The 13869-nt window shown below is 45.5% G+C and carries 9 protein-coding genes and 1 tRNA gene; 1 reads left to right on the top strand and 9 read right to left on the bottom strand.

What is annotated here, in order from left to right:
* Positions 1 to 7: 7 nt before the first annotated feature.
* From FD975_RS03820 to acs, 9 genes are all read right to left on the bottom strand, one after another.
* A complete protein-coding gene (locus FD975_RS03820; RefSeq protein WP_215303255.1) occupies positions 8 to 988 on the bottom strand; it encodes a TRAP transporter substrate-binding protein in 981 nt (326 codons plus the stop codon).
* 216 nt (positions 989 to 1204) lie between these two features.
* Entirely contained in the window at positions 1205 to 4099 is a 2895-nt protein-coding gene (fdhF, locus tag FD975_RS03815; RefSeq protein WP_215303253.1) for a formate dehydrogenase subunit alpha, read from the bottom strand.
* Positions 4100 to 4135: 36 nt separating this feature from the next.
* A complete protein-coding gene (locus FD975_RS03810) occupies positions 4136 to 5938 on the bottom strand; it encodes an NAD(P)H-dependent oxidoreductase subunit E (protein ID WP_215303252.1) in 1803 nt (600 codons plus the stop codon).
* Between the two features lie 201 nt (positions 5939 to 6139).
* On the bottom strand, positions 6140 to 6364 hold the full coding sequence (locus FD975_RS03805) for a hypothetical protein (RefSeq protein WP_215303250.1): 225 nt from the start codon (positions 6362 to 6364) through the stop codon (positions 6140 to 6142).
* A gap of 9 nt (positions 6365 to 6373) precedes the next feature.
* Entirely contained in the window at positions 6374 to 8752 is a 2379-nt protein-coding gene (locus FD975_RS03800; RefSeq protein WP_251371414.1) for a DUF748 domain-containing protein, read from the bottom strand.
* Positions 8753 to 8819: 67 nt separating this feature from the next.
* The gene (locus FD975_RS03795) at positions 8820 to 9125 is read right to left on the bottom strand and encodes a YciI family protein (protein ID WP_215303247.1); all 306 of its coding nucleotides are present in this window, start codon (positions 9123 to 9125) and stop codon (positions 8820 to 8822) included.
* Positions 9126 to 9222: 97 nt separating this feature from the next.
* Positions 9223 to 9795: a phasin family protein gene (locus FD975_RS03790; protein ID WP_215303245.1), complete on the bottom strand. Its 573-nt coding sequence runs from the start codon at positions 9793 to 9795 to the stop codon at positions 9223 to 9225.
* A gap of 232 nt (positions 9796 to 10027) precedes the next feature.
* A tRNA-Ser gene (locus FD975_RS03785) sits at positions 10028 to 10118 on the bottom strand.
* Positions 10119 to 10178: 60 nt separating this feature from the next.
* The gene (gene acs, locus FD975_RS03780) at positions 10179 to 12152 is read right to left on the bottom strand and encodes an acetate--CoA ligase (protein WP_215303243.1); all 1974 of its coding nucleotides are present in this window, start codon (positions 12150 to 12152) and stop codon (positions 10179 to 10181) included.
* Positions 12153 to 12319: 167 nt separating this feature from the next.
* Here acs and FD975_RS03775 point away from each other — a divergent pair, with 167 nt between their 5' ends.
* Complete coding sequence (locus FD975_RS03775; protein ID WP_215303241.1) at positions 12320 to 13843, top strand: fumarate hydratase; 1524 nt, start codon at positions 12320 to 12322, stop codon at positions 13841 to 13843.
* The last annotated feature ends 26 nt before the right edge of the window (positions 13844 to 13869 follow it).

Raw genomic sequence — 13869 nt, 5'->3', positions numbered from 1 at the left:
GAGCTACTTAGTTACTAGCTGCAGCTGCAGCTTTGATTAAACCGGCACCAATCTGAGGCTCAAATTGCTTCCATACTGGCTGCATTTTTGCCTTCCAAATCGCCAATTGCTCTTTATTCAAAGGAACTACCTTTGCCTTATTGGCAGCAATAATCTTTTCCTTAGCTTCCTGGTTCTTACTCCAAGCGAGCGCATTGCCATAAGTTGTTGCCTCGCTCATTGCAGAGTTCAGGCCATCACGGATATTGGGTGGCAACTTATTCCAAAATGATGGACTAACAACAACCATATAGTCTACGATTCCATGGTTGGTTTCCAAGATTGTCTTTTGAGCTTCATAGAATTTCTTGGAGTAAATGTTTGACCAGGTATTTTCTTGGCCATCCACAACACCAGTTTGTAAGCCTTGGTAAACCTCGGAGAATGCCATTTTCTGCGGACTTGCACCTAATTGCTTGAAAATTGCTTCGAGCAATGCGGATGGTTGAATACGGAACTTAAGACCCTTAACAGAATCAGGTAAAAGAATATCTTTGTTAGCTGACAACTGTTTCATGCCGTTATGCCAGTAAGCCAAACCAAGAATCCCTTTTTTCTCCATAGACTTCAACAAAGCTTGGCCGTCTGGGCTAGACTGAAAACGATCCACTGCTTCAGGATCTTTAAAGATGAAAGGCAAATCAAACACTTGAACTTGTTTGCTAAAGCGGTCAAATTTAGACAAAGAAGGCGCAATAATTTGCACGTCACCCAATAACAGGGCTTCCATTTCTTTACCATCACCGAATAGCTGGGAATTTGGGAATACTTCAATCTTGACTAAGCCAGGTAGCTTCTTTTCAGCAAGCTCTTTGAATTTCAGAGCGGCCTGACCTTTTGGGGTGTTATCGGTGACAACGTGACTGAATTTAATGGTAATGGGATCGGCCGCATAAACATTGGCAGCTAAAACAGCTGACGCAAATAGCGGAACAAGAATCTTTAACATGCACTATCTCCTTACTTTCTAATAATAATTTATATATATATTAGTCATCTAGTCTGAGCTTGCAATAGCTACTATCCCTTATATGACTCTGCTCCTCTAATATTGAATCAATTCATCATGCACTGCAGCATCCCCGTTGATGCGCACGATAGATTTGCTAATACAAAATAAAAAAGGCTCCGTAATAGGAACCTTTTTTAAATAGGCAAGAAGTTATTAAGAGATAGCACTCCCCAATTGCCTTGAGGAATCATTAGTACCGTATCCCATAAACACTGAAGCTTGACCGCCTTTAACTAGCTTGACAGCACAGTATTTAAATTCTGGGATCTTGCCAAATGGATCTAAGGCCGGATTGGTGATGAGGTTGGCTGCCGCCTCAAAGTAAGCAAATGGGATAAAGATGACGCCACGAGGCGTGCCATCATCTCTACGCACATGAATTGCCACTTCACCACGACGCGACTGAACTGTAATGACATCGCCAGCAATAACCCCCAGCTGAGTCATATCCTCGCCATGCATAGAAACGGTAGCCATAGGCTCAATCGCATCTAATACAGTAGCGCGGCGCGTCATACTGCCAGTATGCCAATGCTCTAACTGACGACCAGTAATCAATACAAATGGGTACTCCGAATCTGGGCGCTCATTCGCCGGAATGATATCGGCTGGCACTAACTTCACCCTGCCATCTTTGGTATCAAACTTGTCGTTAAACACAATCGGACGACCTGGATCTTCAGCAGATAGGCATGGGTAAGTGACGCTGGATTCTTTTTCAAGGCGCTCCCAAGTAATGCCGTTAATGGCTGCATGCATGGCTTGACGCATCTCGTCATAAACTGCTGCAACACCATCATCTGGACCTTGGTAATTCCAATTGAGACCCATGCGTTTGGCGATCTCTTGGATGATCCATAAATCAGGCTTCGCATCACCCGGTGGATTAATAGCCTTCTTACCCATTTGCACCATACGGTCAGTATTGCTTGCAGTACCAACCTTCTCTGGCCATGCGCTTGCAGGCAATACAACGTCCGCCAGCAATGCTGTCTCAGTCATAAAGATGTCCTGCACCACCAAGAGATCCAATGAAGCTAAAGCATGGCGGGCATGATTCAAATCAGGATCACTCATCGCCGGGTTTTCACCCTCAACATACATGCCGCGAATCTTATCGGGATCACTGTCAGGTGCAGTAATCTTATGCATGATTTCTACAACGGTATAACCTGGCTTCTTATCTAATGGGGTATCCCAGAACTTCTCGAACCAAGCATGCGCTTCTGGATTATCAACGCGTTGATAGTTCGGGAACATCATCGGAATCAAGCCAGCATCACTAGCACCCTGCACGTTATTTTGTCCACGCAATGGATGCAAACCAGAGCCTGGCTTACCAATTTGTCCAGTGATGCTAACTAATGCAATTAAGCAACGGGCATTGTCAGTTCCATGAACGTGTTGGCTTACACCCATACCCCACAAAATCATTGCGGACTTCGTAGTGGCAAACTCACGCGCTACTTCACGCAAAGTCTCCGCCGGAATACCGCAGATTGGCGCCATTGCTTCTGGGCTATAACCCTTGATATTTTCTTTGAGAGCTTCAAAATTATTCGAGCGATTAACAATAAATTCTTTATCAGCCAGACCTTCTTCAATAACTGTATAAATCATGGCATTAAGCATGGCAACGTCACTATCCGGCTTGAACTGCATCGTACGCCAGGCATGCTTAGCAATATCTGTCTTGCGTGGATCACACAACACAATCTTTGCACCGCGCTTAGCGGCGTTCTTGAACCAAGTAGCTGCTACTGGATGATTCGCCGTTGGATTCGATCCAATCAACAAGATCAAGCTAGAGTGCTCAACATCGTTTACTTGATTACTGACTGCACCAGAACCAACACCTTCTAATAGCGCAGCAACAGATGATGCGTGGCATAGACGGGTACAGTGGTCCACGTTATTGCTACCAAAGCCAGTGCGCACCAGCTTCTGGAATAAATATGCTTCTTCATTGCTACCTTTAGCAGAGCCAAAGCCAGCTAAGACCTTATTGCCATATTGATCTTTGAGCTTCTTAAGACCACCGCCAGCAACTTCCAGCGCCTCTTCCCATGTTGCTTCACGGAAGATGTTTGACCAATCTTGATTGCCTTCAAGCAAGGCTTCATCTTTAGCAACGCCAGCCTTACGAATTAGCGGCTTAGTTAAGCGCTGTGGATTATGGATATAGTCCATACCAAAACGACCTTTAACACAAAGACGATTGTGATTTGCTGGGCCGTCACGACCCTCAACGCTAACAATCTTTTCATCTTTAACGTTATAAGTAATTTGACAACCGACGCCACAGAAAGGACATACTGAATCTACTTTGCGATCCACGGTTTGTGAGCCGATCAAACCCTTAGGCATTAATGCGCCTGTTGGGCAAGCCTGCACACACTCTCCACAAGCAACACAAGTACTGTCGCCCATTGGGTCATTCAGATCAAATACGATCTCACTATGCGCGCCACGCATTGCATAGCCAATCACATCATTCACCTGCTCTTCACGGCAAGCACGCACGCAACGATTACATTGAATACAAGCATCTAGGTTCACAGCCATCGCTGGATGAGAAACGTCATTGCTCACTTTTTCACGGCGCAATGCCTTGAGCTCAGGACGGACGGTAACATCCATACGGGCAGCCCAAGTGCTGAGCTCACCGTGTTGATTTTTTTGCTCTTCTTCCTTGCTATCGCCAACCCACTTAAATCCTTCATCGGGCATATCAGATAAGAGCATCTCCAACACGAGCTTTTGACTCTTCAATGCACGCTCGCTATTGGCTTTGACTTCCATGCCAGGAGTTGCGCTCCGACAGCAACTTGGTGCTAAGGTGCGCTCGCCATTAATCTCCACAACGCAAGCGCGGCAGTTACCGTCAGGACGGTAACCGTCTTTAAAGCACAGATGTGGAATATCAATACCATGGCGTTTAGCCGCCTTGAGAATGGTCTCACCTTCGTAAGAAACGATGGTTTGACCATCTAGCTTGAACTCTACGGTTTGTAACTCAAGTTCTTTAGGATTTACTGGTGCGTTCATATTTGTCTCGTTTTTCCCTTAGTAATTTGTCGCTGATTAAGCAACTTCTTGTGGGAAATATTTAGCAATACAGCGAATTGGATTAGGCGCAGCTTGACCTAGACCACAGATGGAGGCATCAACCATTACAGTAGCTAAGTCCTCTAAGGTTTCTTTATCCCAAGACTTAGACTGCATCAGCTTGGCGGCCTTACTTGTACCAACACGACAAGGCGTGCACTGACCGCAACTCTCATGCTCGAAAAAGTGCATGACGTTAAGCGCCATATCTCGTGCTTTGTCCTTATCTCCAAAGACCATTACCGCAGCCGAACCAATAAAGCATCCATAGGGCTGCAAGGTATCAAAGTCAAGCGGGATGTCATTCATGGTTGCTGGCAAGATGCCGCCAGAAGCGCCACCTGGTAGATAGCCATAGAAGGTATGGCCATCCTGCATGCCACCACAGTACTCATCAATCAATTCCTGAATAGTGATGCCAGCAGGCGCTAGCTTCACGCCAGGGTTCTTCACTCGGCCGCTGACGCTATAGCTACGCAAACCTTTACGATCATGGCGGCCAAAAGAGCTAAACCACTCAGGGCCACGCTGAACAATGTCACGCACCCAATAGAGAGTTTCAAAGTTATGCTCTAATGTTGGACGACCAAACAATCCAACTTGCGCAATATAGGGAGGACGCATGCGAGGTTCGCCGCGCTTACCTTCGATACTTTCAATCATGGCGGATTCTTCACCGCAAATGTAAGCACCAGCACCGCGACGCAACTCAATCAATGGCAACTTAAATGGGGGGCTAGCCTTTAACTTAGCTAACTCTGCTTCAAGCAATTCTCGGCAACCGTGATACTCATCACGCAAATAAATATAACAAGCATCAATACCCACTACATTAGCTGCAATCAGCAAACCTTCTAAGAAACGATGGGGATCACGCTCTAAGTAAGTACGGTCTTTAAATGTGCCTGGCTCACCTTCGTCAATGTTTACTGCCATCAACTTCGGTGCAGCTTGATCCTTCACAATACGCCACTTACGCCCCGCAGGGAAACCTGCGCCACCGAGACCACGAAGGCCAGAGTTTTCCATGGCTTTGATGATGCTCTCAGCATCTTTTTTACCGTCAATAATTTCTTTGGCTAAAGCATATCCACCTTGCGCGCAATAAGACTCATAGCCAACATAGTCAGGAGAGACTGCTTGATTTTCACCTTGAGGAGATATACCTTTTTCAGCTAAGGCTGCTGGATCAAAATTAGCGCTGTCCTTAGCCATTGGTTGGGTGGTCAGATTATTTTTGACGGCAGCACTAACTTTGTCGGTGGTCGCAAACAATACTGGGTACTGGTGCACTACCGCTACAGGCGCTTGCTCACAACGACCTACACATGGTGCGGCAACTACTTTAACTTTGGGATTACCTAAGATGGATGGCAACTTTGCCAATAGGTTTTGTGCGCCAGCTAATTCGCAAGCGATGCCATCACATACGCGCACAGTGATATCAGCAACCGGATCATTGCCGCGCACCACTTCGAAGTGATGATAGAAAGTAGCAACTTCGTAGACTTCAGCCATCGGCAAATTCATTTCTTTTGCGAGGGCAACTAAATGACGATCATGCAAAGCACGATATTCATCATTGAGCTTATGTAAATTCTCAATCAGTAAATCACGGCGATGAGGTGCATCACCAATTAACTGGCGAACTTCCGCCAAGGAGGCATCACCTGCTTGACGCCCCTTTAGCTTGCTTTTGCGACGAATGGTTTCCCTTAAGTCATCTGCAGTTGCTATCGCAACAGCCTGGATCTCTCCAGAGGGTTTTGGGTGATTCATAGTTTTAGTCTCTAATTTCTTGTCGCAATAATGATGCTGTTTTTATGTGCATGAAGCCTTGCTTGAGAATGCCTGATTTAACGAGGAATGAATTGCCCCGCTACATATAGGAAATTCCCAAAATCACAAATGATTTTGGGTTATTTCAAGACTCAAGTCCTTGACGGCGCTCAAGTGAATTTATTCAGGGTAAACCCTAGGTTAAATTACTGATGGGGATGGCTGATCGCCAGGCGGGAGAGAGTAGTCCAGCTTACGCTCATAAACACGCGCCTTGAAGCAGTCGTTGTAACCTTTACTGCCGATTTGCCAGCCAATTGAGGTGCAGTCATCTTGGGCAGCCGACTCAATGGAACCGCATCCAGCCAAAGAAATGGCAGCGATAGAGGCAAGAAGGGCTAGGGGGCGGAATGTAGGTAAATTCATACCTCAAGTCTACTTGATTCTGACTTCAACTTCGAGGGGAACGCCCTCCCTCCCTGCGCTTACAGTTTTGACCTCACCAAGGCTAATTCGATCATTTAGTTCTGGGTTACTTTTCACCATTAAGCTTTGCGCCTGCTTTGCTCGGTTTTTAGCCAGGACCTTCATATCTTCCTCTGTCACGGGAATGCTGGTAATCAGCTCCGCATGCAATTGATCATTGCGCCCCGCCCCATCTGGGAGAGTAATTAAACGTTGACCTAATTTAATTCTGCCAACGTACTGGGCATAGGCCGACTTCAAGCCAGATTGCACCTTGGGATCAGAAAAATCAGGTGTAGGAATAGGATCATTCGGTGAGATATTTATTCCAGCCAACTTGAGAATGGCTAAATCTGCGATGGCCCTCGCTAAAGCAGGCTTATCTTCAGTAGGATCATAAGTGCCTACGAGCTCCAATGTGGCATGGGGCTTCTTCACTAAAAAATCGCCAAATTTTTCTAAACGATCTTGATCTGGCGGCAAGTACACAGCCTCGCCCAAAATCGCATTCACACCTTCATTAGCCCCCATTCCTAAGAGCGCACCTAAGGCTCTAAATGGTGCAGTGGCGACATTAGTTAAGACATTGCTAATTGCCTGCCACACCAGACCGCTCGCACTGAACTCAGGTGAATCCACATTACCAGCAATATTGATCATGACATCAATCGTATCGTCAGAATCCTCAAGCAGAGCGATTGCTAAACCCAGTGGCAATTTTTTCCCCTGAAAATCGGCCACTTCTTCGCCAAGCTCAATCTTCTTAATAATGATTTGATTGCTTCCCTTCAGATCACCATCTTTGGCGCTGTAATGCAAATTCAAATTAATCCGACCGCTTGCGATTTGGTATCCGGCAAAGGTCATGACTGCTGGATTAAAAGCATTGAGTGGAACATTTTTGAAGTTCAGCGTCACATCGTTATTACGACGCGGATCATCAAACGCCATTTGACCCTTACCCCGAAGGGAGCCTGATTCTGCCAACATGCCATCCAAGACCATGGATGATGAATGGCCCGGAAGATTATTGACATTTGTAAATCTTGCATTAAATTTTCTGAGATTGACTTTGAAGTTAGGCTTCATCGCCAAGTCAGAAAATTGCACTTCGCCATCTCGCAAGCGCAATGCTTTGATATCCAAGGTAAATGACTGTTTTTCTTTTGACTCCACTACAGATGGGTCAATCTTCAGATCACTATCCGATTTAGAAAATAAACGCCTGAAATTAGAGAAGCCTTTTTCATCAATCTCAAACTGGAGAGCTGGTTGAGAAACCGATAATTCATCAATAGACAGACTTGCGCCAGAGTTTTTTGAACTCTGATAAACAAATCGACTCACATCACCAGAATTCCATTTCACGACTGATTGCTTTTGCCCCTGCTCAAGTAAATCCAAACCTAGTAAATGCAAATCTCCCGAAATAGAAAGTGCATCATCCTTTAGGCTGACATCTATAACAGACTGAATGACTCCACCCTGGGTCAAAATTTCTTTATTAGCTGGAAGCAATGTAACAAAAGGGGTAATTGAAATATTGTCTATCTGCACTTTAGCTGCGATTGATTTATCGGCTTTGAAATCCCAATGGGAGCTGATGCGTCCCTCATCAACCTCAAAATCAATTTGAGCGCCCAGCGTATCTAGCGCCGGATTATCTAATGAGCCCTTAATAGCAAGATGCTTGAATGCAATCTTTTTATTCAAGCCAGGTAAAGTAAAGTTAAGTGCTCCTAAATTGAACCCGTACTGGCCGCGAACGCCACTCACAACACCTTGCTTATCGTAGTTTGCTATATCCAATAGCTCAATTGAAAGCGACTTAAATTGCTCATGCAAATTTTTATTTTGGTCCAACACCTCAAATGAGCCATTGACGAGCTGAAATTGATCAACTGATATTTTGATATTTTTCTTAGGCGCAGCTGAATCCACTGGAGGTAAATTACGCGTAATCGCGGATATCAACTCCTGCCAATTCCATTGCCCTGTCGCACCTTTAGAGGCTGTCTTTTCGAGCTTAATGCTAGGCCCATCCAACAGAATCTCGTCGAATCCCAATTCCCCAATAATGAGGCGAGACCACTTCAGCACCACTACCGATTTCTTTAAGTCAAGCAATTGCCCTTGATACTTATTCACCAATCGCAAGCCATCAATTTCGATACGCAATCGCAAGGGAGAGATGCTGAGATCTTTATAGGTGATTTGATAGCCAATCTTATTGCCATAAGTCTCTACTGCACTCTTGATGGCACCGGGAAGCCAAAGATGTGCTGCACACCAGAACAAAAAAGTGAGTCCAAGTAAGCTCCCGGTAATTCGTAGTAACCAGGTTCGCATAATTGAAAGATTGAAAGAAATCATCGTTACAGTAATTTGAATCTTGAATGAAAGTATCAGAGTCTATCTAGACTGCTGGAGGAAATCCTACTTTTTGCTGCCAACTGTTATTAAACACATGAATGATGGGCTTTTCATAGACGCCTGCCTTTGTGAAAGGCTCATCTGCTAACCACACCTCAACATCTGCCTTGCTTGGGAAATCCATTACCAGTAGGCTACCCACTGTGGTCCTGCCATCCTCCGATGTTAATGGGCCAGCAAAAGCCATCTTGTCAGCGAACCTACCTAAATATGCGCGATGCTCTGGACGCACTTGAATACGTAACTCTGCAGTGCCGGGACGATCCATTAAAAGTATTGCAAAGATCATGTTTTCTCCTATTGAACTCCAATACCTAGATCTTACGGTAAGCGGAAAAAGAAAAACCGCCCGAAGGCGGTTTCTCACTTGAAGCAGTTAAAACGAATTAAGCAGCTTTACGGCTTTTTGCAGCTGGCTTAGCTACTGCGTATTGGCCTTGAAAGTTAGCCATTGCAGTATCAACACTTTTCTCAAAGTTTGCGAAAGCATCAGTTGCTGAAGCGCGAACTTGGTCAAACTGTTGGAGTGAAGTTTCGAATGCAGTTTTGAATGCAGAAACAAATGCCTCAGTACCAGCAGGAGCTGTCTTAGTAGCTTCTTTAACAAACTTAACCATATCAGCACGTGCGTCATCAATAGAAGCCTCAACAACTTGAGCAACTTCTTTGTTGCCGTTACGTACAACTTTGTTTACCTTAGCTTGGTAAGCAGCAGCGTACTTAGCAGCTTCTTGAGCAGTTTCTGGCTGAGCCAATTTTGCCAACTGTTGAGCATCTTTAATTGCCAACAATTGTGCGCTTGCATCTTGAGCAACAACTAAAGCATCTTTAGCAGCAGCTTGGTTGATTTCAGCTAATTCTTTTGCACTTTCAACAGCTACTTGTGCCAAGTATTTTGCGTTTTCAACAGCTTTAGCTTGAGCTTGTGAGAGTTGGTCGTTTAATTGATTCTGGAACATGATTTTTTCCTAATTTTTAAAATTGATAAATTTATTGCGATGCACCATTGTAAAAAGTTTTTTATTGCACTGCAAGAATTATTTGCGGCAACGCAACAAAAACACCAAAAACCCCATTTTTTGATTAAAAACAAAGGGTTGAGGGGCTAAAGAAATTTTATGCCGGGGCCGTTTTTGTGAAAAATTAGGCTAAAAACAATGAAAAAACCACCCGAAGGTGGTTTCAAACTACTGGCGGAAGAGGCGGGATTCGAACCCGCGGTAGGCTATTAACCTACGCACGCTTTCCAGGCGTGTGACTTAAACCGCTCATCCACCCTTCCGTACAGCATTTGATTATACGTTTGCCGGAAGGGTCTACCTCTAAAAACCGATGTGACTACTTAAACAGACTCTTTAAGCTGATCTAAGATTGCCGGATTTTCAAGGGTTGAAGTATCTTGAGTCACTTCTTCACCTTTAGCAATCACACGCAACAAGCGACGCATGATCTTGCCAGAACGGGTCTTAGGCAAGTTATCACCAAAACGAACGTCCTTAGGTTTAGCAATTGGACCAATCTCTTTACCAACCCAATTACGCAACTCAGTGGCAACTTTCTTGGCCTCTTCACCGGTTGGGCGACCGCCTTTAAGCACCACGAATACGCAGATGGCTTCACCAGTCATTTCATCTGGACGACCCACTACCGCTGCTTCAGCAACTAATGGATTGGCAACTAAGCAAGACTCAATTTCCATCGTACCCATACGGTGACCAGAAACGTTTAGCACGTCATCAATACGACCAGTAATGGTGAAGTAGCCAGTCTCTTTATTACGAATTGCGCCGTCACCTGCTAGATACAAAGTGCCGCCCAACTCTTCTGGGAAATAAGACTTCACAAAACGATCAGGATCACCCCAAATCGTGCGAATCATGGAAGGCCATGGGCGCTTGACAACCAAAATACCGCCTTGACCGTTTGGAACATCAACGCCAGCCTCGTCCACAATTGCTGCCTGAATGCCTGGCAATGGCAATGTGCATGAGCCTGGAACCATTGGTGTTGCACCTGGCAATGGTGAAATCATATGTCCACCAGTTTCAGTTTGCCAGAAGGTATCCGCGATTGGGCAACGTGAACCACCCACATTCTCGTAGTACCACATCCAAGCTTCTGGATTAATCGGCTCGCCGACTGAACCCAAGAGACGTAATGAAGATAGGTCATAACTCTTTGGATGCACTGTTGAATCATTGCTAGATGCTTTGATCAGGGAACGAATTGCTGTTGGTGCAGTGTAGAAAATAGTCGCTTTGTGTTTTTGGATCATGTCCCAGAAACGGCCAGCATTTGGATAGGTTGGAACACCTTCAAATACGATCTCAGTAGCGCCTACAGCTAAAGGGCCGTAAGTAATATAGGAGTGGCCTGTTACCCAACCAATATCCGCGGTACACCAGAACACATCATTCGACTTAATGTCAAATGTCCACTTCATTGTGAGGATTGCCCACAAGAGGTAACCACCGGTTGAATGTTGTACGCCTTTTGGCTTACCTGTTGATCCAGATGTGTACAAAATAAATAGTGGGTGCTCAGCACTAACCCACTCTGGCTCGCATGTAGCAGATTCGTTAGCAACAATTTCTTGCATCCATACATCACGACCTGCAGTCATCGTGACTTCAGAGCCTGTACGCTTGTTTACGATGACATGCTTAACCTTGCCGCACTCACCAGTAGAAAGGGCTTCATCACAAATCGCCTTCAATGGCAACGATTTACCACCACGGAATTGACCGTCAGCAGTAATCACTGCAACCGCACCGACGTCAATAATGCGATCACGTAAAGCTTGTGCAGAGAAGCCTCCAAACACTACAGAGTGAATTGCGCCAATACGGGCGCAGGCTTGCATGGCAACGATGCCTTCAATAGTCATCGCCATATAAATAATGACGCTGTCACCAGACTTGATACCCATCTTGCGAAGTGCATTTGCCATTTTGCAAACGCGCTCGAGCAAATCTTGGTAAGTTACGTTTGTAACGGAACCATCATCAGCTTCAAAAATCAGTGCAGTCTTATTGCCGAGACCATTTTCAACTTGTCGATCTAAGCAATTGTATGAAGCATTTGTTGTGCCATCTTCAAACCACTTATAGAAAGGCGCCTTAGATTCGTCCAAAACTTTGGTGAAAGGCTTTTTCCAGTAAATATTTTCTTTAGCAAGACGACCCCAAAAACCGTCATAATCCTTTTCAGCTTCAGCGCAAAGCTTGTTGTAAGCTTCCATTCCAGGAATGGCCGCAGCTTTAACAAAGTCTGCAGGTGGGTTAAATACGCGGTTTTCTTGCATCAATGGTTCCATGCTTCACAGCCCTTCTATTTAATAATCAGTCGTCTTTTTCCGCAAAAATAGCGCAGAGTCAGGGCAATACACCCCCAAGAGCTAATAAGATAAGTGAAAACACGCTAGATTTGCTCTATGGCAAACCCTTAAAATAGAAGAAACCTTACAAAATTAAGCCCAAAATCATGACAAATATCAAACAAAACGACCTTATTCAAAGCGTTGCAGACGCATTTCAGTTCATTTCTTACTACCACCCAAAAGACTTCATCTCCGCTATGGGTAAGGCTTATGAGCTTGAACAAGGCGCGGCAGCTAAAGATGCGATTGCTCAGATTTTGACCAACAGCCGTATGTGTGCCGAAGGCCATCGGCCCATGTGCCAGGACACCGGCATTGCTGTCGTTTTCCTCAAAATTGGCATGAACGTTCAATGGGGCGATGCCACCATGAGTGTGACCGAGATGGTCAATGAGGGTGTTCGTCGTGCTTATATGAACCCAGATAACCCTCTGCGTGCCTCAGTTCTGACAGATCCAGCTGGTAAACGTAAAAATACGGGTGATAACACCCCTGCTGTTGTCCATTACGAGATCGTTCCGGGTGACGATGTTGAGGTTATCTGCGCTGCCAAAGGCGGTGGCTCTGAGAACAAGGCCAAGATGGTCATGCTCAACCCTTCTGATTCGATAGTGGACTGGGTACTCAAGACAGTTCCGACCCTGGGTGCTGGCTGGTGCCCTCCCGGTATCTTAGGTATTGGTATCGGCGGCACACCTGAAAAAGCGATGTTGATGGCCAAAGAATCATTGATGGGTCCGGTGGATATTCAAGAACTGATCGCGCGTGGTGCGAAAACTCGCGCTGAAGAGTTGCGCTTAGAGCTTTACGAGAAGGTCAATAAGCTCGGCATTGGCGCTCAAGGCCTCGGTGGTTTAGCTACAGTTCTCGATATCAAGATCATGGAATACCCAACACATGCTGCCTCATTGCCAGTCGCAATGATTCCGAACTGTGCTGCGACCCGTCACGTGCATTTCCACTTGCATGGCGATGGCCCAGCGATACTAGAAAAGCCTTCCTTATCTGATTGGCCAGATGTGACTTGGACTCCAGACACCAAAAAATCCAAGCGTGTGAACTTGGATACCTTAACCGCCGAAGAAGTAGCCGGCTGGAAAGAAGGTGAAACACTGCTTCTCAACGGAAAAATTTTGACTGGTCGTGATGCTGCACATAAGCGCATTCAGGACATGCTTGCCAAGGGTGAAGAATTGCCAGTGAGCTTTAAGAATCGCGTGATTTATTACGTAGGACCAGTTGATCCAGTTGGTGATGAAGCAGTTGGTCCAGCAGGCCCAACTACATCGACACGCATGGATAAGTTCACTGAGATGATGTTGGCTAAGACTGGCTTAATCTCCATGATCGGGAAAGCAGAACGTGGCCCTACTGCAATTGAGGCAATCAAGAAACATAAGTCTGCTTACCTCATGGCTGTTGGCGGTGCTGCTTACTTAGTCTCCAAAGCAATTCAAACTGCAAAGGTAGTTGGCTTTGCTGACCTCGGTATGGAAGCGATTTATGAGTTTGATGTCAAAGATATGCCAGTAACAGTAGCTGTGAGCTCTGCAGGCATTTCTATGCATGAGACTGGTCCAAAAGAGTGGCAAGCAAAGATTGGCAATATTCCAGTCACAATCGCTTAAGCAATTCATTACCGTTAGTTAAGCGA

The sequence above is a fragment of the Polynucleobacter sp. AP-Jannik-300A-C4 genome, assembly GCF_018688335.1.
GTDB lineage: Bacteria > Pseudomonadota > Gammaproteobacteria > Burkholderiales > Burkholderiaceae > Polynucleobacter.
Note: the sequence above shows the minus strand (reverse complement) of the source record. Positions and strands in the feature narration are given on the sequence as shown.

What these genes read in the sequence shown, in the direction of transcription:
- FD975_RS03820 (WP_215303255.1), bottom strand. Translation starts at nt 988, where the DNA reads ATGTTAAAGATTCTTGTTCCGCTATTTGCGTCAGCTGTTTTAGCTGCC.
- fdhF (WP_215303253.1), bottom strand. Translation starts at nt 4,099, where the DNA reads ATGAACGCACCAGTAAATCCTAAAGAACTTGAGTTACAAACCGTAGAG.
- FD975_RS03810 (WP_215303252.1), bottom strand. Translation starts at nt 5,938, where the DNA reads ATGAATCACCCAAAACCCTCTGGAGAGATCCAGGCTGTTGCGATAGCA.
- FD975_RS03805 (WP_215303250.1), bottom strand. Translation starts at nt 6,364, where the DNA reads ATGAATTTACCTACATTCCGCCCCCTAGCCCTTCTTGCCTCTATCGCT.
- FD975_RS03800 (WP_251371414.1), bottom strand. Translation starts at nt 8,752, where the DNA reads ATGCGAACCTGGTTACTACGAATTACCGGGAGCTTACTTGGACTCACT.
- FD975_RS03795 (WP_215303247.1), bottom strand. Translation starts at nt 9,125, where the DNA reads ATGATCTTTGCAATACTTTTAATGGATCGTCCCGGCACTGCAGAGTTA.
- FD975_RS03790 (WP_215303245.1), bottom strand. Translation starts at nt 9,795, where the DNA reads ATGTTCCAGAATCAATTAAACGACCAACTCTCACAAGCTCAAGCTAAA.
- acs (WP_215303243.1), bottom strand. Translation starts at nt 12,152, where the DNA reads ATGGAACCATTGATGCAAGAAAACCGCGTATTTAACCCACCTGCAGAC.
- FD975_RS03775 (WP_215303241.1), top strand. Translation starts at nt 12,320, where the DNA reads ATGACAAATATCAAACAAAACGACCTTATTCAAAGCGTTGCAGACGCA.